Origin of the sequence: Exiguobacterium sp. s70 (assembly GCF_018618315.1) — a bacterium.
Taxonomy (GTDB): Bacteria; Bacillota; Bacilli; order Exiguobacteriales; family Exiguobacteriaceae; genus Exiguobacterium; species Exiguobacterium chiriqhucha.
The window spans coordinates 59,180-80,078 of record NZ_JACSLV010000005.1; the positions used below are offsets into that span (position 1 = coordinate 59,180).

The 20,899-nt window shown below is 51.8% G+C and carries 20 protein-coding genes and 1 tRNA gene; 14 read left to right on the plus strand and 7 right to left on the minus strand.

What is annotated here, in order from left to right:
• Positions 1 to 166: 166 nt before the first annotated feature.
• Positions 167 to 1,570 (plus strand): basic amino acid/polyamine antiporter, encoded by a 1,404-nt coding sequence (locus KNP84_RS11740; RefSeq protein WP_021065241.1) that lies wholly within the window; start codon positions 167 to 169, stop codon positions 1,568 to 1,570.
• A 41-nt stretch (positions 1,571 to 1,611) separates the two neighbouring features.
• Here the strand turns inward: KNP84_RS11740 and KNP84_RS11745 are convergent, their stop codons facing one another.
• Positions 1,612 to 3,654, minus strand: coding sequence for a bifunctional diguanylate cyclase/phosphodiesterase (locus tag KNP84_RS11745; protein WP_058765698.1), 2,043 nt, complete (start codon positions 3,652 to 3,654; stop codon positions 1,612 to 1,614).
• 156 nt (positions 3,655 to 3,810) lie between these two features.
• Between KNP84_RS11745 and KNP84_RS11750 the strand changes: the two genes are divergently transcribed.
• The 3 genes from KNP84_RS11750 (at position 3,811) to KNP84_RS11760 (ending at position 5,848) form a co-directional block, all read left to right on the plus strand.
• Positions 3,811 to 5,013, plus strand: coding sequence for an ornithine--oxo-acid transaminase (locus tag KNP84_RS11750; protein ID WP_029596085.1), 1,203 nt, complete (start codon positions 3,811 to 3,813; stop codon positions 5,011 to 5,013).
• A gap of 89 nt (positions 5,014 to 5,102) precedes the next feature.
• Positions 5,103 to 5,507: a fluoride efflux transporter CrcB gene (gene crcB / locus KNP84_RS11755; protein ID WP_215114847.1), complete on the plus strand. Its 405-nt coding sequence runs from the start codon at positions 5,103 to 5,105 to the stop codon at positions 5,505 to 5,507.
• The gene (locus tag KNP84_RS11760) at positions 5,504 to 5,848 is read left to right on the plus strand and encodes a fluoride efflux transporter FluC (RefSeq protein WP_029596084.1); all 345 of its coding nucleotides are present in this window, start codon (positions 5,504 to 5,506) and stop codon (positions 5,846 to 5,848) included. Before crcB ends, KNP84_RS11760 begins: the two co-directional genes overlap by 4 nt.
• Positions 5,849 to 5,882: 34 nt before the next feature.
• Here KNP84_RS11760 and yhfH read toward each other — a convergent pair whose 3' ends face one another.
• Entirely contained in the window at positions 5,883 to 6,041 is a 159-nt protein-coding gene (gene yhfH / locus KNP84_RS11765; protein WP_021065246.1) for a protein YhfH, read from the minus strand.
• A 146-nt stretch (positions 6,042 to 6,187) separates the two neighbouring features.
• Here yhfH and KNP84_RS11770 point away from each other — a divergent pair, with 146 nt between their 5' ends.
• On the plus strand, positions 6,188 to 6,562 hold the full coding sequence (locus tag KNP84_RS11770) for an ArsR/SmtB family transcription factor (RefSeq protein WP_215114848.1): 375 nt from the start codon (positions 6,188 to 6,190) through the stop codon (positions 6,560 to 6,562).
• 103 nt (positions 6,563 to 6,665) lie between these two features.
• Positions 6,666 to 8,699, plus strand: a complete 2,034-nt coding sequence (locus KNP84_RS11775; protein WP_215114849.1) for a heavy metal translocating P-type ATPase — start codon at positions 6,666 to 6,668, stop codon at positions 8,697 to 8,699.
• A 35-nt stretch (positions 8,700 to 8,734) separates the two neighbouring features.
• Here KNP84_RS11775 and KNP84_RS11780 read toward each other — a convergent pair whose 3' ends face one another.
• The gene (locus tag KNP84_RS11780; RefSeq protein WP_236355795.1) at positions 8,735 to 9,355 is read right to left on the minus strand and encodes a CHASE3 domain-containing protein; all 621 of its coding nucleotides are present in this window, start codon (positions 9,353 to 9,355) and stop codon (positions 8,735 to 8,737) included.
• A 165-nt stretch (positions 9,356 to 9,520) separates the two neighbouring features.
• On the opposite strand from KNP84_RS11780, the gene KNP84_RS11785 reads away from it, so the two are divergent.
• The gene (locus tag KNP84_RS11785) at positions 9,521 to 11,590 is read left to right on the plus strand and encodes an alpha-amylase family protein (protein ID WP_251131235.1); all 2,070 of its coding nucleotides are present in this window, start codon (positions 9,521 to 9,523) and stop codon (positions 11,588 to 11,590) included.
• A gap of 40 nt (positions 11,591 to 11,630) precedes the next feature.
• Here KNP84_RS11785 and KNP84_RS11790 read toward each other — a convergent pair whose 3' ends face one another.
• The 3 genes from KNP84_RS11790 to KNP84_RS11800 all read right to left on the minus strand — a co-directional run bounded on the left by KNP84_RS11790 (position 11,631) and on the right by KNP84_RS11800 (position 15,696).
• On the minus strand, positions 11,631 to 14,234 hold the full coding sequence (locus tag KNP84_RS11790; RefSeq protein ID WP_251131236.1) for a putative bifunctional diguanylate cyclase/phosphodiesterase: 2,604 nt from the start codon (positions 14,232 to 14,234) through the stop codon (positions 11,631 to 11,633).
• Positions 14,235 to 14,334: 100 nt separating this feature from the next.
• Positions 14,335 to 15,201 carry a YitT family protein gene (locus KNP84_RS11795; RefSeq protein ID WP_021065252.1) on the minus strand — a complete coding sequence of 289 codons (867 nt, stop codon included), beginning with the start codon at positions 15,199 to 15,201 and terminating at the stop codon, positions 14,335 to 14,337.
• 87 nt (positions 15,202 to 15,288) lie between these two features.
• Positions 15,289 to 15,696, minus strand: a complete 408-nt coding sequence (locus KNP84_RS11800; protein WP_021065253.1) for a YkvA family protein — start codon at positions 15,694 to 15,696, stop codon at positions 15,289 to 15,291.
• Positions 15,697 to 15,809: 113 nt separating this feature from the next.
• On the opposite strand from KNP84_RS11800, the gene KNP84_RS11805 reads away from it, so the two are divergent.
• Entirely contained in the window at positions 15,810 to 17,048 is a 1,239-nt protein-coding gene (locus KNP84_RS11805; protein ID WP_215114850.1) for an aminopeptidase, read from the plus strand.
• 41 nt (positions 17,049 to 17,089) lie between these two features.
• Here KNP84_RS11805 and KNP84_RS11810 read toward each other — a convergent pair whose 3' ends face one another.
• Positions 17,090 to 17,872: an alpha/beta hydrolase gene (locus KNP84_RS11810; protein WP_029596078.1), complete on the minus strand. Its 783-nt coding sequence runs from the start codon at positions 17,870 to 17,872 to the stop codon at positions 17,090 to 17,092.
• Positions 17,873 to 17,998: 126 nt separating this feature from the next.
• Here KNP84_RS11810 and KNP84_RS11815 point away from each other — a divergent pair, with 126 nt between their 5' ends.
• From KNP84_RS11815 to KNP84_RS11840, 6 genes are all read left to right on the plus strand, one after another.
• The gene (locus KNP84_RS11815) at positions 17,999 to 18,577 is read left to right on the plus strand and encodes a TetR/AcrR family transcriptional regulator (RefSeq protein WP_021065256.1); all 579 of its coding nucleotides are present in this window, start codon (positions 17,999 to 18,001) and stop codon (positions 18,575 to 18,577) included.
• 11 nt (positions 18,578 to 18,588) lie between these two features.
• On the plus strand, positions 18,589 to 18,918 hold the full coding sequence (locus KNP84_RS11820) for a DMT family transporter (protein WP_029596077.1): 330 nt from the start codon (positions 18,589 to 18,591) through the stop codon (positions 18,916 to 18,918).
• On the plus strand, positions 18,915 to 19,229 hold the full coding sequence (locus tag KNP84_RS11825) for a DMT family transporter (protein WP_021065258.1): 315 nt from the start codon (positions 18,915 to 18,917) through the stop codon (positions 19,227 to 19,229). Before KNP84_RS11820 ends, KNP84_RS11825 begins: the two co-directional genes overlap by 4 nt.
• A gap of 67 nt (positions 19,230 to 19,296) precedes the next feature.
• On the plus strand, positions 19,297 to 19,854 hold the full coding sequence (locus KNP84_RS11830; protein ID WP_029596076.1) for a GNAT family N-acetyltransferase: 558 nt from the start codon (positions 19,297 to 19,299) through the stop codon (positions 19,852 to 19,854).
• Positions 19,855 to 19,941: 87 nt separating this feature from the next.
• Positions 19,942 to 20,014: transfer RNA gene (locus KNP84_RS11835), tRNA-Val, on the plus strand.
• 158 nt (positions 20,015 to 20,172) lie between these two features.
• Positions 20,173 to 20,877 (plus strand): DUF554 domain-containing protein, encoded by a 705-nt coding sequence (locus tag KNP84_RS11840; RefSeq protein ID WP_021065260.1) that lies wholly within the window; start codon positions 20,173 to 20,175, stop codon positions 20,875 to 20,877.
• Positions 20,878 to 20,899: the final 22 nt, after the last annotated feature.

Below are 20,899 nucleotides of genomic sequence, written 5' to 3' on the forward strand. Positions count from 1 at the left end.
AGATGAATGCGCAATAAAATTTTTTAAATTATTCGAAAATATAAACATTAGCAAAATACCTATCTAAACACCATTAGTTTCAGTAGAATAAGGAAATCATCGAATGATTATACATTATCGATGTATAGTTATTCGTCAGACGTCAACTTGCTTTGGAGGGTTTTAAATGAAGTCACAGTCAGCCGGAATCGGCTTTTTTGGGCTCGCTGCCATGGTCGTTGGAACGATGATTGGCGGAGGCGCATTTAATTTACCGGGAGCGATGGCACAAGGTGCTGGAGTCGGTTCGGTGTTAATCGGATGGACGATCACCGGTATCGGGATGGTCATGCTCGCGTTCGTGTTCCAATTTTTAGCTAATACACGTCCTGAACTTGAAGGTGGGATTTACGCCTATGCGAAAGAAGGATTCGGCAAGTTTGTCGGATTCAATAGCGGGTGGGGCTACTGGATGTCGGCGTGGATCGGGACGGTCGCGAACATCACGTTAATCTTCAGCACGCTCAGCTACTTCTTCCCGATCTTTTCGGCCGAGCACCGGACGTTCCGCTTACTTATGAGTGCGGTCGTCATTTGGGGGCTGTTTTGGATTATCTCGCGCGGGATGAGAGAAGCGGCGCTACTCAATATCGTCACGACGATCGCAAAACTTGTACCCATCTTTTTGTTTATTGTCCTCATCTTGTTTGCGTTTCGAATCGATACGTTCCAAATCGACTTCTGGGGTCAATCTGGATTCAGCTGGTCACAAGTGTTCCCGCAAGTGAAGTCGACGATGCTCGTGACGCTTTGGGCGTTCGTCGGGATTGAAGGGGCGGTCGTCCTATCATCACGGGCTCGTCATAAACGAGACGTCGGTCGGGCGACGGTGATCGGACTCGTTGGAACGCTTGTCATTTATATGATGATCTCGATTTTATCGTTCGGGGTGATGACCCAGGAACAACTCGCGGCACTTTCGGAACCGTCGATGGCGTACGTGCTCGAGGCCGTCGTCGGACCGGTCGGTGCGACCATCATCAATATCGGACTCCTCGTCTCGCTCTCGGGTGCCCTGCTCGGGTGGACGATTCTCGCGACGGAGATTTCGTACGTCGCCAGTCGTGACGGCGTGTTCCCGAAACTGTTCAATCGGCTCAATCGAAATGAGACGCCGGTGAGCGCCTTGTTCATCACACAAGCGTTCACGCAACTCGTCACCATCATCGCTCTCTTCTCGGAACAGACGTACTTGGTGCTCTCGAGCATCGCCGGCATCGCTGCGCTCGTGCCGTATTTGTTCTCGGCCTTGTTCGGTTGGAAAGAGGCACGGCGGACCGGAACACGCCCGATGCTCGTCATGTCCGGGATTGCGACCGTTTATGCGGCCTGGCTCCTTTATGCGTCAGGTGTCGAGTATATGCTCATCGCCATGATTTTGTACGCGCCGGGCGTGTTCGTCTTCATGTTGGCCGAACGCGAACAAGGCCGGCCGTACCTCAGCCGGTTGCAATACATGATTGCGGTCGTCATCCTCTTGGCAGCCACGTACGGTGTCTATGGACTATGGACGGCGACAATTAGCCTATAATAAAAAGTCATCGTACGTCGGGAGACGCGCGATGACTTTTTTCATTGACTGTTGTCCGTCAATAAGCGAACGACTTCAATTGGAGGAAGCGGCTTGGCGTACAAGAACCCTTGGAACGAGTCGCAAGCGGTTTGCTTCAAGTGGTCGAGCATCTCTTGGTCCTCGACACCCTCGGCCACGACGTGCAGATTCAGGCTCTTGCCGAGGTGGACGATGACATCGAGTAAGTGTGACTTCGACGTCAACCAATCATCGAGGAAGACTTTATCGATTTTTAGCTCGTCGACCGGGAACGACTTCAAGTATTGCAGTGACGAGAAGCCGGTCCCGAAGTCGTCGATGGATAGGCGATAATCGAGACGTTTGATTTGATCCATCCGGGCGATAATCTCGTCCGTCTGCTGCATGACGAGACTCTCGGTAATCTCGAGGATGATGTCAGACGGGTTCAAATTGAGCTGTTGCTTGATATTACGGAGCGTATTGATGAAGCTGTCGCTCCGGAATTGATTCGGTGAAATGTTGACGGCCATCGACAACGGGCGGTCGACGAGTTGCTGCCAGACTTTCAACTGTTTGGCCGCCTCGAGAATGACCCAGTTGTTGATTGGGACGATGAGTGCCATCTCCTCGGCGAGCGGGATGAACTCTGAAGGTGGGATTTGTCCGAGTTCATCATGATGCCAACGGAGAAGCGCCTCGAACCCGATGAGCGTGTCAGTCTTTAACTCATATTTTGGTTGATATTCTAAATAGAAGTGTTTTTCTTCAAGTGCTTGATAAAGTGCTTTCTCGATATGGATTTGACGTGAGAACGCATCGTCCATATCTTTCGTGACGAACTGGATTGTCCCGACACCGATTCGTTTGCCTTTGAACAGGGCGCTCTCGGCGCGCGTGTACAGTTCTTCTAATGAAGACGTGGCGGACGGATAGAAGACGCACCCGATGGAAATCGATACCATGATGGAGTGATGATAAATCCGGAACGGACGCTGCAATTCATGTTGCAGTTGGCGCAGCAACTGGAATACTTCTTCTTTCGACTGTTCAAAGAAAATCAACCCGAACAAGCCACCCGACGGATGGAACATGACGCTCGTCTCAGGCAAGAACTGCGCAGCCCGGTCCTTGATTTGAAGGAGCAATTCGTTGCCGACGCGTGAACCGAACGATTCATTGATGATTTTGAAGCGATCGATATCGAACAAGGCGACGTGAACCAAGCCATCTCCTTGATCGACATCCGTCAACACGTGGCTGTACTGACGGAGCCATCCTTTCTTGTTCAAGAGTCCGGTCAAGTCGTTATGGTACGCGAGATAATTGACCTCTTGCTCGAGTCGCTTTTTATCTGAGACGTCAAAGCCGAAGGCGGTATACTGTACGATTTCGCCTTCATCACTCAAAATCGGGACGACCGTCAAATTGAGCCAACACATGTTGCGGACATGCCGCTCGGAACGGACGGGCATTTCACCGTTCCAGATGCGGTCGGTCGTAAGTGCTTGAAGCACGTCCTCGGCAAGCGGATGATTCTCAAATGACGGATGGATGAGCTCGAACCAGTTACGACCGATGAATTGATGATCGGGTGCGCCGATTAATCCGCATAGCAACGGATTGATTTCTGTAATCTCGCCGTAAGCGTTTGTTGCCAAATAATACGTCGATTGTTCAATCATCGCTTGAAAGTGGTGAAGCAGATTGAACTGTTCCGTGCTGATGAGCGGCCCAAACCCTTTCGGCAGGAACGCAAGGAAGTACCCGGTATAGTCGTTGATGGAAAAAGATTGTAAATAAGCAGTCGCATAGACGACTGATCCGTTTTTATGTTTGAACGGCGTCATCGCCGTCGTCGAGAACGGATATTGAAGGAGCATCGGTGACCAGGATTCAAGCGCATCCTGTAAGTGTTGGACAACAGGGAGCGGATGGTGAAGCACCTCGTCTCGTCCCCATCCGAACAGCGTTTCCGCATATTCGTTCCACAGCAGGACGTTGCCATCGAGATTGATGTAACAGCATGGGACAGATAAAGCATCGATAAACTCGTCAATCGGCAAATCACGCAATGAAGCCACATTGTTTCCTCCAATCTACATCAAATGAATCGTATTCTACGTTCAGTGTACCTTATTTTGCCAAACCGAGGAATGGGCAAGTTGGTCGTTGTCAAAAGAAAGACGGTCATCATATACTGAAGGAGTAAGATAGTTTTTTGATAAGGGGGAAATCAAATGTCAAAGACACAAGAAGTGATTGAATTGACAGAGAAATTCGGGGCGCACAATTATCATCCACTTCCAATCGTCATCTCGGAAGCGAAGGGGATCTGGGTGACAGACCCAGAGGGGAACCGCTACATGGATATGTTGAGTGCCTATTCGGCCGTCAACCAAGGTCATTGTCATCCGAAAATCATTCAAGCGCTTAAGGACCAAGCCGATAAAATCACGCTGACGTCACGTGCGTTTTACAATGATCAACTCGGTCGTTTCTACAAAAAAGTGGCAGCGCTTACAAACAAAGAGATGGTGTTGCCGATGAATACGGGTGCGGAAGCGGTCGAAACGGCTGTCAAAGCGTCGCGACGCTGGGCGTATGAAGTGAAACAAATCCCAGGTCAGGCGGAAATCATCGTCTGCTCGGGCAACTTCCACGGCCGGACGATGGCGGCGGTGTCGATGTCGACAGAAGCGGAATACCAACGTGGATTCGGGCCGCTATTGCCAGGGTTTAAAGTCGTGCCGTACGGTGACATCGATGCGTTCGAGGCGGCCATCACTGAAAATACGGCGGCGTTCATCGTCGAACCGATTCAAGGCGAAGCCGGCATCATCATCCCACCGGCTGGTTACTTGAAACGAGCCAGTGAACTGTGCCAACAGCATAACGTGTTATTTGTGGCCGATGAGATTCAGTCAGGGCTCGGTCGCTCAGGTAAATGGTTCGCCATCGAATGGGAAGATGTGGAGCCAGATATGTATATTCTCGGAAAAGCGCTCGGGGGCGGCGTGTTCCCGGTATCGTGTGTGGCGGCCAATGAAAACGTCTTGAGTGTATTCAATCCAGGCTCACACGGTTCGACGTTCGGAGGGAATCCGCTCGCGGCGGCCGTGTCGATCGCGTCACTCGAAGTGTTAGAAGAAGAGCAGTTGCCACAACGTTCTCTCGAACTCGGGACATATTTCATGGACCGTTTGAAATCAATCGACAATCCGCTCATTAAAGATGTGCGCGGTCGCGGTCTGTTCATCGGGATCGAATTGACGGAAGCAGCCCGTCCATACTGTGAGGCGCTTAAAGAACGTGGCCTACTCTGCAAAGAGACACATGAGACGGTGATTCGATTGGCACCACCACTCGTCATCACGAAAGAGGAGCTCGATGAGGCGTTCGAGGCCATCTCGGCCGTGTTCGCACCAGCAGCTATTTCGTGATCACGCATCGCTTGGTATAATGGTTACAGACTCAACACCTGTCTCGCGACGTGCGCGCGGCAGGTGTTTTTTTGAAGGGAGGCCTGGCGATGCTATATGTATACGTCGGTTTGGCAGGAGCGCTAGGTGCCTTGGCGCGTTATGGGATCGGCACGGGCATCGAGACGTTTTGGGTCGGTATGTTTCCGCTCGGGACGCTGCTCATCAATTTATCAGGCAGTTTCGCGCTCGGTTGGCTGACACACTTCTTGTTTCGGTCCGGACGACTCTCCCCGAGTGTCGTCACCGCGATCGGAACAGGGTTCATAGGCTCGTTCACGACGTTCTCGACGTTCAGTGTGGAGACGATTGAGTTGCTGGAGTCAGGCGCAATTGGCATGGCCTTGCTCTACGTGACACTAAGCCTTGTCCTCGGTCTGTTCAGTTCGTGGCTCGGGTTTTGGTTCGGACGGCGTCGGTTCAACCAGTTCAGGCGAGAAGAGGTGGCGCGATGACGATCGCCATCATTATGCTGGGGGCGTTCTTTGGAGCGATGGCCCGGTTTGGCATTGGTCAGCTCGTCAAAACATGGACGACATCTATGTTCCCGTGGGCGACGCTGTTCGTCAATGTGAGTGGGTCGTTTTGTCTCGGCTATTTATATGCGTCGAGTGCCGGCCCGTCGCTCATGCTCGGACTCGGTGTCGGGTTTCTCGGCTCGTTCACGACGTTCTCGACGTTCAAACTCGAAGTGATGCGGTTCGTCGCCAAAGACTGGCTTCGCTTCGGGATGTATTTGCTTGCGACCTATGTGCTTGGTCTGCTGGCGGCCTATCTCGGTTATCATCTGCCATGACAAATCCCTCGGAACACGTTTCCGAGGGATTGTTTTATTCGCTAAGTTGGAGTTTTTCAGCACAAGATGGGCACGTGTTCTCGTAAGACTCGCACTGCTCATCCATCTGTTTCCCGCACTCTTGACACGTCTTATCCGGTAACTTCCGATAAAATTCGACGGAAGATTCAAGTCGGCTTGCCCATTCATTCATTGTAACTGCCCCCTTTATTTAAGTAACGTAGCTGTTATGTTGTTTTGATTGTATTATAACAGAGATGGATAAGTCAACAATAATATATAACAGATTTATAAATCGGATTTTGTTAGAATGAAAGTATAGAAAATGAGGTGAGATGGATGAAAGCACCCCAATGCGAAACGATTGCCATTCAGAATGAGGATGTCGGGGTATTACAACAAGCGTTGACCAATCTTGATGCGACGCGGATTAGTCGATTATTCAAAGCGTTCGCCGATCCGACCCGACTTAAAGTGCTCTACGTGCTCACGCTCGAAGCGGAACTGTGCGTCTGTGACGTGGCGGCCGTAATTAAACATTCGAATGCCACGGCGTCCCATCACTTACGGACATTGCTCGAGCAAGGACTTGTCAAATATCGAAAGGATGGAAAAGTCGTTTATTATTCGCTCGACGATGACCACGTCCGGTTGCTCGTCGAGATTGCGATGGCGCATAGCGCCGAGCAAGATGAGACTGAATCAGACACGTAAGGCTGACTGGGATTCCAGTCGGCTTTTTTTCCGGTTGTAATTGTGAGGCGACCGCGTTACGATATATTCAAATGAACGTTTGAATATAAAGGGGCGAAATAAGATGAAACGAGATGTATTGCCCGTCGAAGGGATTACATGTACGAACTGTGCCGCCAAAATCGAGAAGAGTGTGACGGGAGAGGACAGTGTCGCCGCTTGTCAGATTGATTTTGCGACAAGTCGAATGATTATCGAATGGTATGATTCGAAGGATCATACGGAGACGATTCGCGCTATCGAAGCGTCGATGGCGCGAATTGAACCGGGTGCTCATTTTGTGAAAGATGATGAGGAAGTACCGATGTCGAGTCGCTTGTTATGGCGGTTCGGGATTGCATTCGCATTCCTGCTCGTCGGTCTGTATACCGATTCGCTTGTCGTGTACGGAATCGCCTACGTGGTTGCGGGTTATGATGTCGTCTATGCTGCATTTCGTAACGTATGGCATCGGGAATGGTTTGATGAGAAATTTTTAATGACGATTGCGACGGTCGGTGCGATTGCGATTTCGGAGTATCCGGAAGCGGTCGCCGTCATGCTGTTTTATCAACTCGGCGAGTATTTCCAAGCAAAAGCGGTCCACGCTTCACGCCGGTCGATTCAGTCGCTATTGAATTTGAAACCGACACTCGCACGCGTTCTTGTTGAGGGGCGAGAAGTTGAGCAACGACCTGAGGACGTAACGGTCGGCTCCGTCATCATTGTGCGGGCTGGTGAACAAGTGCCGATGGATGGTCAGGTGTTACAAGGGGACAGCTCACTGGATACGGCTTCTCTGACAGGAGAGTCGTTGCCGCGCCAAGTCGGGCCTGGTGAAGACGTATTGGCCGGCATGATCAACCTCGAGGGACGGCTCGAAGTTCGGGTCGAGCGACCGGCCGCGGAGTCGAGTCTTCAAAAGATGATTGTCCTCGTTGAACAGGCGAGCATGAACAAGGCGAAGACGGAACAGATGATCACACGATTAGCCAAAGTGTACACGCCGATCGTCGTCGTTTTAGCGGCTGTGGTCGCGTTTGTCCCGCCGTTGTTTGTCGGAAATTTGGAGGAGTGGGTGTACCGGGCTTTAATCTTCCTCGTCATTAGTTGTCCGTGTGCCTTAGTGATTTCAATTCCGCTCGGTTATTTCGGTGGAATTGGTGCTGGCTCGCGGCGTGGCATTTTAGTGAAAGGCGGCGAGTATTTGGACGTCCTCGCCGAAGTTGAGACGGTTATCTTTGATAAGACCGGAACGCTCACGACGGGACGTTTTGAAGTGACGGATATCGCGACGAACGGAGAACTGACGAAGGACGAGTTGCTCCAACTTGCGTCCCGTGTCGAGAAGGCTTCGACGCATCCGCTTGCAAAAGCAATCGTCGAGCAGGCCGGTCCGGTCGCGCCGTTCGCAACAATCCAAGAAGAGCCGGGTTACGGACTGATGGCTATAGACGGTGAACACCGCATTTACGTCGGTAGTGCCCGCTATATGAAAAAAATGGGCTACTCGATCCCGAAGGAGACGTCGGGGACGATTGTGCATGTCGTGAAAAATGATCGCTGGCTCGGACGAATCGAGTTGAGGGACGAAGTGAAGGCGGATGCGGAACAGACGATTCGTGCGTTGAAACAATATGGATATCGGACAGTCATGCTGACGGGTGATCGGCAAGAAGTCGCGAATGCCGTCGGTTCAGCGATTGGCATCGATGAAGTGTACAGCGAGTTGCTTCCACATCAAAAAGTAACGGAAGTCGAGCGGTTGGCAACAACCGGCAAGGTCGCTTTTGTCGGTGATGGCTTGAACGATGCGGCGGCGCTTGCGCGTGCTGATGTCGGACTCGTGATGGGTGGTGTCGGTAGTGATACTGCGGTCGCAGCAGCTGATCTTGTTCTCATGAATGATGCCCCACACGATGTTGTGGCGGCGATTGATTTGAGCAAAAAGACACGACGGATTGTCTGGCAAAACATTACGTTCGCGTTCGGGATGAAGGCGCTCTTCCTCTTACTCGGCGTATTAGGACTCGCCTCGATGTGGGAAGCCGTGTTTGCCGATGTCGGGGTCGCCTTACTCGCTATCGGAAATGCCGCCCGATTGATTCACGCCAAATAAAAAAACCTCGAGCATGCTCGAGGCTGGGAACCGACTCACTGGGGTCGGTTCTTTTTGCGTGTTTTGAAAATCAAAAATAAAATGACGATAATCGCAGCGCTAAGGAGGATGGCGATGGACGTGAGCGCTTGCATCAGCACATCGATTTGATTCTCCGTCGCAATCAATTGTTTGCGGATGTCGTCATACTGCATCTTTTTTAAGGCGCGCAAATCTTCGAGAATCGTTTGACGTTGATCAGTCATCGTTTCAGCGAGGTCGGTCGCGGCTTCGATGTCGCCCCTTTCATAGAGGACGAGCACTTGATCAGCCCCTTGCTCCCAAATCCCGTCGCGATGGAGCAAATCGATGAGTGAGCTCGGAGTGCCGGGATCATTCGCAATGGATGTTTTCAATTCTTCTGCTTGCTGGGACATACTGTAATACGATTCTAAAAAGCGCCGGTCTTCATAGGCGAGAAGACCACGGATGGCGTTGGCTCGTTCGATGTTGAAATACATGATATCCTCGATGGCGTCATACGAGTCGAGACGTTGACCGTGAATCGATTCGATTTGCCTTGTCGTGTCGCGAAGTTGGAAGGCGAAACTAGCGAGAACGAGGATGGATAAGACGGATAACGAAATGAGTACGGTCAGCCATTTTCGTTGGGACATGGTCATCCCTCCTTCTGTAAACATCGTACAATACTTCCTGATTTCACCGCAAAATATTTTTTTGGAAAAGGAAAAAATCGGGTAAAGGTATAAATATATAGTAATGCGTTTCTTGATATCGTTTACAATGATAGAGGAACGATTTTATTCACAAGGAGAATACACATGCCAGAGAACTCATCGTTAATCAAGTTGCACCAAGTCTTGAAAGAAAAACGAACGAACGTCCATTATGAGATTCCGACGTTATGGAACCGGCTGCAATTCGCTTCAGAGCCTGTACGTGATGGGGTCGAACGGGTCAATCCATATGATTTCTTGATCGAGACGATTGAAAAAGCGATTCTTCCCCATGCGGTCGACGGACGGGGTTACCATCAATCGGTCGCCCAAGCGGACGGATATTTGCAAACTGGCGGCGATTGGATCAAGCGGGCCTCGGTCTACTCGATGCAAGTCCGGACGTCGACATCATGGGATCATGATGGATCAGGCTATGTCGAAATGGAGAACTCGATCGGCATGAAAGACACAGGGACGTTCGTCAAAACGCTCGCGTTGATTCCGCATCTCCTTTACATGGGAATCGACACGTTGTTCTTATTGCCAATCTCGCAACACAGTCATAAAAACAAAAAAGGCGAATTTGGTTCTCCTTATGCCGTGCAAGACTTTTTTGGAATCGATGAGGAACTGAAAGAGACGTTGACCGGAGACGGCTTGACGGTCGAAGAAGAGTTCGCGGCGTTCGTCGAAGCATGTCACATGGTGGGGATTCGTGTCGTCATCGATGTCATCCCGCGTACATGTGCTCGTGACAACCGACTCATTCTCGAAAATCCGGAATGGTTTTATTGGATTCCGGTGACCGAACTCGATTACTATCATCCGCCAAACGTACCAGGAATTGGTGAGAACGTGAAACCAGAGCATGCTTTCTTACCTATGATTTATGGGTCAGAAGACGTCTGGGCGCACTTACGTCGCTTCTCGATGGCACCGAATCTCGTCGATGCGGACAAGTGGGAGACGGTGAGAGCGTACTTGCTCGAGCATCCAGAAGAGAACTTGCTTGCCGTCATCGAGCGCGAGTTCGGATTAACGACCGCTCCAGCCTTCTCCGATTGCATCAATGACCCGCAACCACCATGGTCGGATGTGACGTATTTCCGTCTGTTCTTGGACCACCCGACAGCGGCAGCGCCTTACGTGAGCGAAGCGAACTTGGCACCTTATATCTTGTTCGACTCGATCAAATCGAATCAATTCCGAGGCGATCAAATCAACGAGCCGCTCTGGGCGATGCTTGCCGATATCATTCCGCACTATCAGCGTGAATATGGGATTGATGGAGCTCGCATCGACATGGGGCACGCCTTGCCGGTCGATTTGGCGCAACGGATTCTACAGCAACCGCGTGAACTCGACGCCAACTTCAGCTTCATCGCTGAAGAATTGATTGAAATCGGTGCGTGGGCGGCGAAAGAAGCGGGCTATAACATGATTATCGGGTACGGGTTCTATAAAGAGCCACGCTTTGATACACATGAGACGCACCAATTCGTATACGACTCGCGCTTCTTACCGTTACCGGTGTTTGCGGCCGGAGAAACGGCAGACACACGCCGTATCGCGACACGAGATGGGGGACGGCAGGCGAGTCGCTTGCTCACCGTCTTGAACGGCTTCGTACCGAACGGCGTCCCGATGACGAACTCTGGACTCGAACTGTATGAGACACAGCCGATGAACACCGGGCTCGACTGCCGACCGGAAGAAGCGTATCAACTCTTCCCGACCGATCCATACTTTGGAAAGCTTGCTTTCTTCGATGCGTACCAGTTCCATTGGGATCATCCGGAGCGAGACGAGATGATCGAACTGATGCATCAAGTGGCCGAGGTGCGTCGTCGTTGGTTGGACGTCCTCGTCAACCCGAGTCATTTCGAACCACTCGCCATGGCACATATGGATGCGCCGTTCATCGGCCTCGCTTGGTTGCGTCCGGATACGAACGAGACGCTTCTCGTCGTGGCCAATACGGATATGCACCAACCGTTGCAAGGGAAAGTCCCGCTCGACGGGGTGCGACGCCGCAACTGGAACGCGAGCCGTTTCGCCGAGATGGTGTACTCACCGACGTCATGGCCGTACGCCGAGCATTCGTTCGATGAGAATTGGGACCTGTGGGTCGATTTGAAGCCGGGCGAAGTGAAGATTTATGAGATGAAATGAGCAAATGCCCCGAACCGGATACCGGTTCGGGGCATGTTCGTTACATCGTCTGCTTCATATAGTAAATAACAAACTCATCGAGTGGCATCGGTTTCGCATAGCGATAGCCTTGCATCGAATCACAGCCGATTTTCCGTAAGAAATTCTCTTGATACTCGGTCTCGACACCTTCAGCGACGAGTGCCATCCCTAGTTGCCGGGCCATCGCGACGATGGTCGCGGTGACGGTCTGATACTCCCGGTTTTCTTCGAGTTGCATCGTGAACTCGCGCGGAATTTTCAGCTCATCGATTGGATAGCGGACGAGGTAGGCGAGCGAGCTGTAGCCGGTACCGAAATCGTCGATCGACAGTTTGATGCCAAGCGCCTTCAACTCGAGAATCCGTGTCAACACGCGGTCGGATTGATGGGCCGCGACCGTCTCGGTCAACTCGAAGTTAAGTCGGCCAGGTTCAATCGGGAACCGTTCGAATAACGTCGTCAAATATTCGATTAAGTGCTCATCGAACAGTTGGCGGACGGATAGGTTGACCGATAGTTTTGGTAAATCGATATCGCCTTGCTCGAATGCGTACATCAATTGGAATGTCTCATGAATCATCCAGCGGCCGAGATCATGGATATGCCCCGTCTCTTCGGCAATCGGGATGAACTGGCTTGGCGGGATGAAGACCCCGTCTCGTTGCCAACGCATGAGCGCCTCCGCCCCGATGATGGCTTTCGTCGAAGCGTCAACTTGAGGCTGAAGATAAAGCGAGATCTCGCCTTTCTCGAGGGCGGTATCAAGCCCTTCCATCAACAGTTTGCGCTCTTCTTTGTGGGCCCGTAATTCAGGAGCGAACAAAACGGTCTCGTTGCGTCCTTTGTCCTTCGCCTTATACATGGCAAGGTCGGCGTTCGACAGCAAATGCTTGAGCGTCGAACCGTGTTCAGGATAGCGGACGATACCGATGGACGCGTGAATCTCGACGAGCGTCCCGCCCATGAAGTACGGCGGACGATAGACGGAGCGCCGTAACCGTTCGACGAGCATCTCATCGTCGTCATGCTCGGCGACAACGATGAATTCGTCACCACCGAGCCGGCCCGCATACTCGTTCGGCAACAAGGCGCCCCGCAGACGTTTACCGATATGTTGCAACAACTCGTCACCCATATGATGGCCGAACTGGTCGTTAATTTCTTTAAAACCGTCGAGGTCGGAGAACATGAGCGAGAACGGACGTCCTTCCGCGATCAGCCGTTCAATCTGTTCTTGCAGGGCGTAGCGGTTATGAAGCCCGGTCAGACTGTCATGGTTCGCTTGATAATAAATCTGTTCTTGTTGGACGATCATTTGCGTGATGTCCTTGACGATCGCATAGATGCCTTCGACTTCGCCGTCGATAATCATCGGAATGTTCATCAACTGCCACACCCGTTTCGCCCCGTCTTCGGTGACGACATCGACGTCGAGCGTCCGGGGGCGACCGTTCGTTAAATCGTGCAACACGGTCGCATAGGCGGACCGGTCTTTTTGTTCGATAATGTCTAAAATGTTGGAGCCAATCAACGTTTCCGTATCATGACCAAGCACCGAGCTGCCGGCCTCGTTCACAGACAATACTTCGCCATGGAGGTCGAACAAGAAAATCGGTTCGGCATGATAGGCGAATAGCGAGCGATACTGTTGTTCGCGGACCTCGAGTTCATGCGCCTTCGTCGTCACCGCGACTTCGAGGTCGGTATTGACGGTATGTAAACGGTGACTGATCAATGCGTTTTGTTTGGCGACGACGAACTGACGGATGAGCAGCAACAAGACGGCGTTCGCCGTCATCGAGTCGAGCACAGATGTGCCGAGCAGCCGATCCGAGGCGAGCATGAATAGCATGACGATCGCGCTATAGACGACGTAGTCGAACACGGAGTCATAGACGAGGGCATCTTCTCTCGATTCATCGAACACGTAGCTGATTGAAATGATAAAGATGCTACTCACTTGAAGCAGGTGCACCAACTCATGGCCGATGCCGTTGAAGATGAGCAATTGGTTCAAAATCGAGGCGGTCGTGAAGCCGAGAATGCCGATCAACAAGAGCACACGGAACGTTTGGCCGACCGAGGTGATGCGATTCAAGTACAGGAAGCCGAGCATCATGTAGAGACTAATCAACACCATCTGTTCTTCAAACCCGTTCAAGTGAGCCGCATAACGCCCACCGTCGTTCGAATAAATGAACAGATGCAACGCCCCGATCAACACGAAACTGAACAAGGCGAAAATGTCGAATGTTCGCAGTTTCAATGTCCGAATTTCAATCGATTGCGTGATGACAATCAGCGACATAATCAAATAAAAAAAGTTCTGAATGAACGGCATATGGTTGATTGCTGTCGATGTGCCAAAATGGTGTCCGACCAAATAAGCGATGAAGCAGACATTGCCGGCGCTAATCAGTAAATGTATGTAGCGTCGCATCCCACGATTTTGAAACACGGCCGTCGCGCTGAAGACGGTCGCGACGAGAGTGACCGCCGTGAAATAGACGAACAAACTCGTCTCCCTCAAGGCGTAAGGGGTGAACAGAATCAATAAAAGTCCGAGAAAAAAGGTCCCGACGAGCAAAGCGGGGACTGTTTGGCGCAACGAGTGGTTGGTCAACTCATGCACCTCCTTCTGTATATGTCTAAGAGGCTCACCATTATTATCGGATTGTTCATGCGTTTGTTACACAAAAAAATCGACAGCAACTCGCTGTCGATTAAAGTGTATACGAATGTTCTTTGAAGTTACCGACGACCGAATCGATTTCGGAGACGGTGACGAACGCTTCTGAATCAATCTCGGAGACGATTTGACGCAGTTTTGGAATTTCGTTGTTCTGGACGACGACATACAACATCTTCTTCGAGTCGTTCGAGTAACCGCCGGTCGCGTCCATAATCGTGACGCCGCGTTTCAAGTTCTGCTTGATGACGAGGTTGATTTCATCGGCTTTCTTACAGATGATGAAACACTGCTTCTGCGCCGAGAAGAACCGATGAATCGTCAACAACGTCCGCGACCGGACGAAACTGAGAACGAGCGCATACATGACCGCTTTAATGTCGAACGTGATGAACACGAGGATATAGACGATGATATCTTGTGTCAAAAAGATTTTCGGGAGTGATAAGTTCCGGTTGTTCGTATAAATGACTTTCCCGAGAATGTCGAGTCCTCCGGTCGAAGCGCCTGCGAACAACAGCAGGGCGAGCCCGAGGCCGGAAACAATCCCACTGAACACCGAGGCGACGAGCGGGTCATCGAGCGGTGTCGGCGGGATGAGCACGGGCAACGTGTCAATCAAGATGGATGATAAGACGACGACGAGGCCGGTCATGAGAATGAACCGTTTCCCCAGATATTTAATCCCGACGATGAAGAGCGGGATATTCAAGACGAGTTGCGTGAATCCAATCGGCGTGTTGAACAATTCATTGACGATCAACGTGATCCCGACGATACCCCCGGACCCGATTTCGTTTGGTTTGAGCAATAGACCGACAAAAATCGATTGTAGAATCGTTCCGGCGATGATGAACAAGGTCGTCTCGACGGCGATCCGTTTTCTAGTTTTTGCGTACATAGATAATGGCTAGGCGCCATACGCCCCCTTTGAAATAAACTCATTCAAGCGTACTCCGACGATGTCGGAATTTCAAGCGTCGAATGATTACAATTCATTATGGAAGCGGTCGATATCACTTGCGAGCTGTTCATGAACGTAATCGATGACTTGAGCGTCATCGAATAAGCCGAGCGGAGCGTCATCCGGAATCGCATCGAATGGGGATACGAAGTAGAGGACGGCGGCAACGAGGGCATGCTGTTTGTCTGGCTGCATCTCGAACTGGTCGTTATAGAGGGCGCGCAACATATTGAGCAACTGTTTCATTTGGAAGTAGAGCGTCAGTTCTTCTTCCCGTTCGATATTGCTAATCTCGCTTGACGCGACATCGACTGTCACTTTAGCGAGAGCGAGTTCACCTTGGACCAAGAGGTCACCCAATTTTTCTTTGTTGGTATAGTCCTCGGTCGCGCTTGTTAAAAAGTGTGTGTACGTCGTTTTCCAATCTGACATGTATATTCCTCCTTCTGTCTTCATCTACTAATATGCCCGTTTTTGCGATTTGGTTGCAACTTTTCCGAAAATTTAAGAAAATAGAAATAAGTGAAAAAGGAGGAACTGTACATATGTCTACTGTAACCATGCCGACCGAGGCAGAATTTGCCCGCTACGCTGAGCTTGCCGTCAAAAAAGGCGTCAACATTCAGCCGGGCCAACAGCTCGAAGTCCGAGCTGATATTAGCCAAGCACCGCTCGTCCGTCAAATCGTGAAAGCAGCTTACGCGGCTGGCGCGAAACAAGTGTATGTCAACTGGAGCGACGAAGAGACGACGAAAGTCCGTTACTTCAACGCCCCGGCGGATGCCTTCAAAGAATACCCGGAATGGCTCAAGGCACGCTTTGAACAATTGGCCGAAGAGAAGACAGCCTTCCTATCAATCGTCAGCGACGACCCGGACGCACTGAACGGCGTTGAGTCATCACGCATCGCGGACTCGAATCGTGCTGCCGGCGTGGCACTTGCCAAATGGCGTAAATACGTCATGAGCGACAACGTCAGCTGGTCAATCGTCGCTGGCGCTTCGGAAGCGTGGGCGAAGAAAGTCTTCCCAGACCGTGAAGACGCTGTACCGGCCCTTTGGAAAGCGATTTTCGAAGCGACGCGAATGGACCAAGCGGATGTCGTTGCGGCGTGGGATACGCACGACACATCGCTCCGTGAACGAGCGACATTACTCACGAATAAGAAGTATGCGAAGCTCCACTACAAGGCACCGGGCACGGAATTGACGATCGGCTTGCCGAAGAAGCACGTCTTCCTTGGCGGCGGCGGTCCGAACATCGACGGCGTCGATTTCATCGCCAACATGCCGACCGAAGAAGTGTTCACGCTCGCTGATAAAGATTCGGTCGAAGGACACGTCTCGAGCACGAAACCGCTCAGCTACAGCGGCAACTTGATTGATGGGTTCACGCTTTGGTTCGAAGGCGGGAAAGTCGTGAAGGCGGAAGCGAAACAAGGCCAACAGGCACTCGATGAGTTGTTGAACCTCGATGAAGGGGCGCGTCGTATCGGAGAAGTTGCGCTCGTGCCGGACGACTCACCAATCTCGAACTCGGGTCTCCTTTTCTATAACACGTTGTTCGACGAGAACGCATCATGCCACTTGGCGCTCGGACGCGCCTACTCGACATGTCTCGAAGGCGGACCGCAAATGTCAGCTGAAGAGCTCGCCGAGAACGGTGCGAACGACTCGATGACACACGTCGACTTCATGATCGGCTCGGCCGAGATGAACATCGACGGCGAACTCGAAGACGGTTCACGCGAAGCTATCATGCGTGACGGCAACTGGGTCATTTAATCAAGCAAGAGACGAATCCCTTCGTGGAATTCGTCTCTTTTTTATGTCAATTCATAGAGGAAGGCGAGGGCGTTCGGTAGCCGACGCCGCCACGCGATTTCATTATGGACGGCACCGGGCTCGACTTCATAGCGGAAGGCGATCCCTGTTCGTGCGACCGTCTCGACGAGTTTCGCGTTCGTATAGAGGTAATCCTCGGGCGTGATCGGTCCGCTCGTCTCGTTCGTCCCGATGTCCATATAGAGACGCGCCGTCACATCGGCCTGCTTCACATCCCGAATGAGGGAGTCGAGATTGGCCCAAGCGGCTGTCGAGAGCGAGCCGACGCGCCGGATGGACGGATAGGCCGTCATCATATAGAGCGAGATGACCCCGCCCATCGAGCTGCCCATCACGCCGACGTCGTCCGGGTCGGTCGCGTAGCGTTCATCAATCCACGGCTTCAACTCTTTCATGAGCCAGTCGGCGTAAGCCCGACCTCTCCCGCCGAGCGTGGGCCGTGTCTTGGCGAGTTCCGGCCCGATTCGGCGATATAGCATCTCATCCTCATAAAACGAATACTCATCGTAGCGGTCGAGCCAGTCCGGGGCACTCGCGATGGCGACGACCATGAGCGGCAATTGCAAGTCCTCGATGTGGCGGTCGATTGACCAACCTTCGCCGATCGTGGCGGTCTTGCCGTCGAACACGTTTTGACCGTCGTGCATATAGAGGACCGGGATTCGTTCGTCAGCCGACACGAAGTCGGGACGATAGACACGGACAATCCGCTTCCGGCCACGTATGGCCTCGGTCGGTAAGGTGAAGCTGAATTGGTCGAGCATATAAAGCGCTCCTTTCGCAGTCAACTGGTTTTAGTTTGCCGGGTGTGGACGAGAAATGCAATCGCGACACTTGACTACCTACCGTTCGTTAGGTAAAGTGATAATGAAGAAAGGGGTCGATGACGGATGAATACGAAACAACGAATCGAGCTGGCGGCACGGCGGCGCTTTGCGCTTGAAGGGTATGAAGGACTATCATTAGCGGCACTCGCCGAGGATGTTGGCATTAAGAAAGCGTCGCTATACGCCCATATCGAAGGAAAAGAGCAATTGTTCAAACAAGTCGTCGAGGACATGGCAGATCGTTACGATCGCGTCTGGCGAGAAGCGCGGGACGCCACTGAGGGCGCGGCACCGCTCGAACGGATCGAGGCCATCGTCGAGACGTTGATTCGCTTCTTTGAAGAAGAGGAGACATGGATGCTGACGAAGCGGATGTTGCTCGTCCCGCCGCCTGAATTGCGATTGTTCATCGAGACGACGCTCGGGTCGGTCGAGACGGACTTGCAAGCGTTTGAGAAAGAACAGTTTCGATTGGCGATGGAGCAAGGGGCGTTACCCGAACAGTCGCTCGAGGACGTTTACGATGCCTACTATTGTTTTCTCGACGGCGCGCTCATCTCACTCTTCACGCTCGAGACGAATCGCGTCAAGCGGCAACAGGCCGCATTCACCATCTATAAGAAAGGAGTCGGATGGACATGAAACAAGATCAAATGGCCTGGGTTTGGCTCATTCTAGCCGGCCTGCTTGAAATCGTCTGGGCCACGACGATGAAACTGTCGAACGGCTTCACGGTGCTCGGTCCGAGCGTGGTGACCGTTCTCTTATTAGTTGTGAGCTTTGGGTTGTTGGCGATGTCGTTCCGGACGTTACCGGCCGGGACCGGTTATGCAGTGTTCACCGGCATCGGGGCCGTCGGAACGGTCATCGTCGGTGCAGTCTTGTTCGATGAGGCGCTGACCGGCATGAAGCTCGTCTTTATCGCGACGCTCCTCATCGGTGTGATTGGACTGAAACAAGTGACAGGAGGAGAATCGGCATGAGTTGGGTATTTTTGATTGGCGCGGGTCTTGCCGAGATGATGGCGGTCTTTTGGATGGGAAAATCGAAAGGCTATCAGATTGTTAAATGGTCGATCTTGTCCGTCGGAACGTTTGCCTTAAGTTTTTATTTGTTGTCGCGCTCTCTCGAGACGCTCCCGCTCGGGCTGGCATATTCGATTTGGGTCGGGATTGGGGCGGCCGGCGGCGTCGTGCTCGGCATGCTGTATTTGAACGAATCGCGGGACCGGTGGCGTATCTTCTTCTTATTGCTTATTATCGGGAGTGTCATCGGATTAAAAGTTGTCGCGTGATCAGGATTAGCTTCGAATAAAAACGGGAATTGAATAGTTCAGACTGTGAACGAAAGGGGCGGGGACGATGAGTCATATCAAACTGCAATCCGAGCGTCTACGACTCGAACCTTACACGATTGCTGATTTTTATTTCGTGAAATCGCTACTCCAAGATCCGCGCGTGATGCGTTTCATTAGCCCGGATGGAAAGCCATATACGGATGAACAGACGATCGAATGGTTCGAGCGCCAGTTGGCCCGCTATCAGACGGGTCGTCAAACCGGGTTGCTCAAATTGATGTCGCATGAAAATGACGAGCCAATCGGTCATGCCGGCACGTTGCTCCATGAACTCGACGGCACGATTGAACTTGAAGTCGGATATTGGTTGGCGCCGAAGCATTGGCATATGGGCTACGGACGCGAGGCAGCGGCTCGTCTCATGCGTCATGCGTTCGAAGAAGGTGAGAAAGAGATCATTTCCTTGATTCATCCGGATAACGTCCCATCGCAACGGGTCGCGAAAGCGAACGGACTGCATTGGGATCGGGATACCGAATATCAAGGCATGCTCGTCTCGGTATATGCCGGTGATTTAGAACGGTTGTGCCGCCATATGAAACGGGAAGAAATGACGCGTTAAAAAAAGTAAAAAAAAGTTTTAAAAAACAGTTGCCAAGGCATTAGTTTCTTGATATATTAATAGTGTCCTTAAGAGAGGACACGACCTGATTCTGTAGCTCAGCTGGGAGAGCGCTACCTTGACAGGGTAGAGGTCGCTGGTTCGAGCCCAGTCAGAATCACTTGGGTGCCAAACCCGATGCGAAACCCATAGGAACGTGGGTTTCCGCGACGCCACTTCTTGCGAGAAGTGGCTTTTTTTTGTTTTTCTTTCAATTGACAGCCTACATAAACAGTTGGTATATTCCTCTCAATACATACAGAAACGGGGAATTATACGATGGTCTTAACCGGAACAATCGTCAACGCGGCGTTGATCGTGATTGGCACATTACTTGGACTCTTGTTTCACCGCATCCCCGAACGAATGAAAGAGACGGTCACCGCAGCCATCGGTCTCGCCGTCGTCTTGCTTGGCGTTCAAATGGGGATGAAAAGTGAGAACTTTTTAATCGTCATCGGCAGTCTCGTCATCGGGGCCGCACTCGGCGAATGGTGGAAGCTCGATGAGAAGTTGAACGAGGTCGGCTATCAATTGGAACGCCGCCTCGGGGGCAAGAGCAAGTCAAGTATCGCCGAGGGCTTCATCACGGCGACGCTCATCTTCGTCATTGGGGCGATGGCCGTCATCGGCGCGCTCGACAGCGGATTACGCGGGGATCATGACGTCCTCTATACGAAAGGATTGATTGACGGTTTCACGGCACTCGTCCTCAGCTCGACGCTCGGCATCGGGGTCATGTTCTCGGCTGTCCCGGTTCTCTTATACCAAGGGGCAATCGCCTTGCTCGCTATTCAAATCATGAAGTTCATCCCGGAGTCGCTCATGGATGACTTTATTTTAGAGATGACGGCGACCGGTGGTGTCATGATCGTCGCAATCGGTTTAAATTTGGTCGGCATCACGCGGATTCGCGTCGCGAACTTATTGCCGGGAATCTTGATGGTCGCGGTCATCGTCTCGATTTTACATATCGTCCAATAAAAAATCCGAGAGACGCGATGCG

Excerpts from the sequence above, each read along its gene's own strand:
- KNP84_RS11825 (WP_021065258.1), top strand. The coding sequence starts at position 18,915 with ATGAGTTGGGTATTTTTGATTGGCGCGGGTCTTGCCGAGATGATGGCG.
- KNP84_RS11805 (WP_215114850.1), top strand. The coding sequence starts at position 15,810 with ATGTCTACTGTAACCATGCCGACCGAGGCAGAATTTGCCCGCTACGCT.
- KNP84_RS11770 (WP_215114848.1), top strand. The coding sequence starts at position 6,188 with ATGAAAGCACCCCAATGCGAAACGATTGCCATTCAGAATGAGGATGTC.
- KNP84_RS11785 (WP_251131235.1), top strand. The coding sequence starts at position 9,521 with ATGCCAGAGAACTCATCGTTAATCAAGTTGCACCAAGTCTTGAAAGAA.
- KNP84_RS11740 (WP_021065241.1), top strand. The coding sequence starts at position 167 with ATGAAGTCACAGTCAGCCGGAATCGGCTTTTTTGGGCTCGCTGCCATG.
- KNP84_RS11830 (WP_029596076.1), top strand. The coding sequence starts at position 19,297 with ATGAGTCATATCAAACTGCAATCCGAGCGTCTACGACTCGAACCTTAC.
- KNP84_RS11810 (WP_029596078.1), bottom strand. The coding sequence starts at position 17,872 with ATGCTCGACCAATTCAGCTTCACCTTACCGACCGAGGCCATACGTGGC.
- KNP84_RS11840 (WP_021065260.1), top strand. The coding sequence starts at position 20,173 with ATGGTCTTAACCGGAACAATCGTCAACGCGGCGTTGATCGTGATTGGC.
- KNP84_RS11795 (WP_021065252.1), bottom strand. The coding sequence starts at position 15,201 with ATGTACGCAAAAACTAGAAAACGGATCGCCGTCGAGACGACCTTGTTC.
- KNP84_RS11760 (WP_029596084.1), top strand. The coding sequence starts at position 5,504 with ATGACGATCGCCATCATTATGCTGGGGGCGTTCTTTGGAGCGATGGCC.
- KNP84_RS11800 (WP_021065253.1), bottom strand. The coding sequence starts at position 15,696 with ATGTCAGATTGGAAAACGACGTACACACACTTTTTAACAAGCGCGACC.
- yhfH (WP_021065246.1), bottom strand. The coding sequence starts at position 6,041 with ATGAATGAATGGGCAAGCCGACTTGAATCTTCCGTCGAATTTTATCGG.
- KNP84_RS11820 (WP_029596077.1), top strand. The coding sequence starts at position 18,589 with ATGGCCTGGGTTTGGCTCATTCTAGCCGGCCTGCTTGAAATCGTCTGG.
- crcB (WP_215114847.1), top strand. The coding sequence starts at position 5,103 with ATGCTATATGTATACGTCGGTTTGGCAGGAGCGCTAGGTGCCTTGGCG.
- KNP84_RS11780 (WP_236355795.1), bottom strand. The coding sequence starts at position 9,355 with ATGTCCCAACGAAAATGGCTGACCGTACTCATTTCGTTATCCGTCTTA.
- KNP84_RS11750 (WP_029596085.1), top strand. The coding sequence starts at position 3,811 with ATGTCAAAGACACAAGAAGTGATTGAATTGACAGAGAAATTCGGGGCG.
- KNP84_RS11775 (WP_215114849.1), top strand. The coding sequence starts at position 6,666 with ATGAAACGAGATGTATTGCCCGTCGAAGGGATTACATGTACGAACTGT.
- KNP84_RS11815 (WP_021065256.1), top strand. The coding sequence starts at position 17,999 with ATGAATACGAAACAACGAATCGAGCTGGCGGCACGGCGGCGCTTTGCG.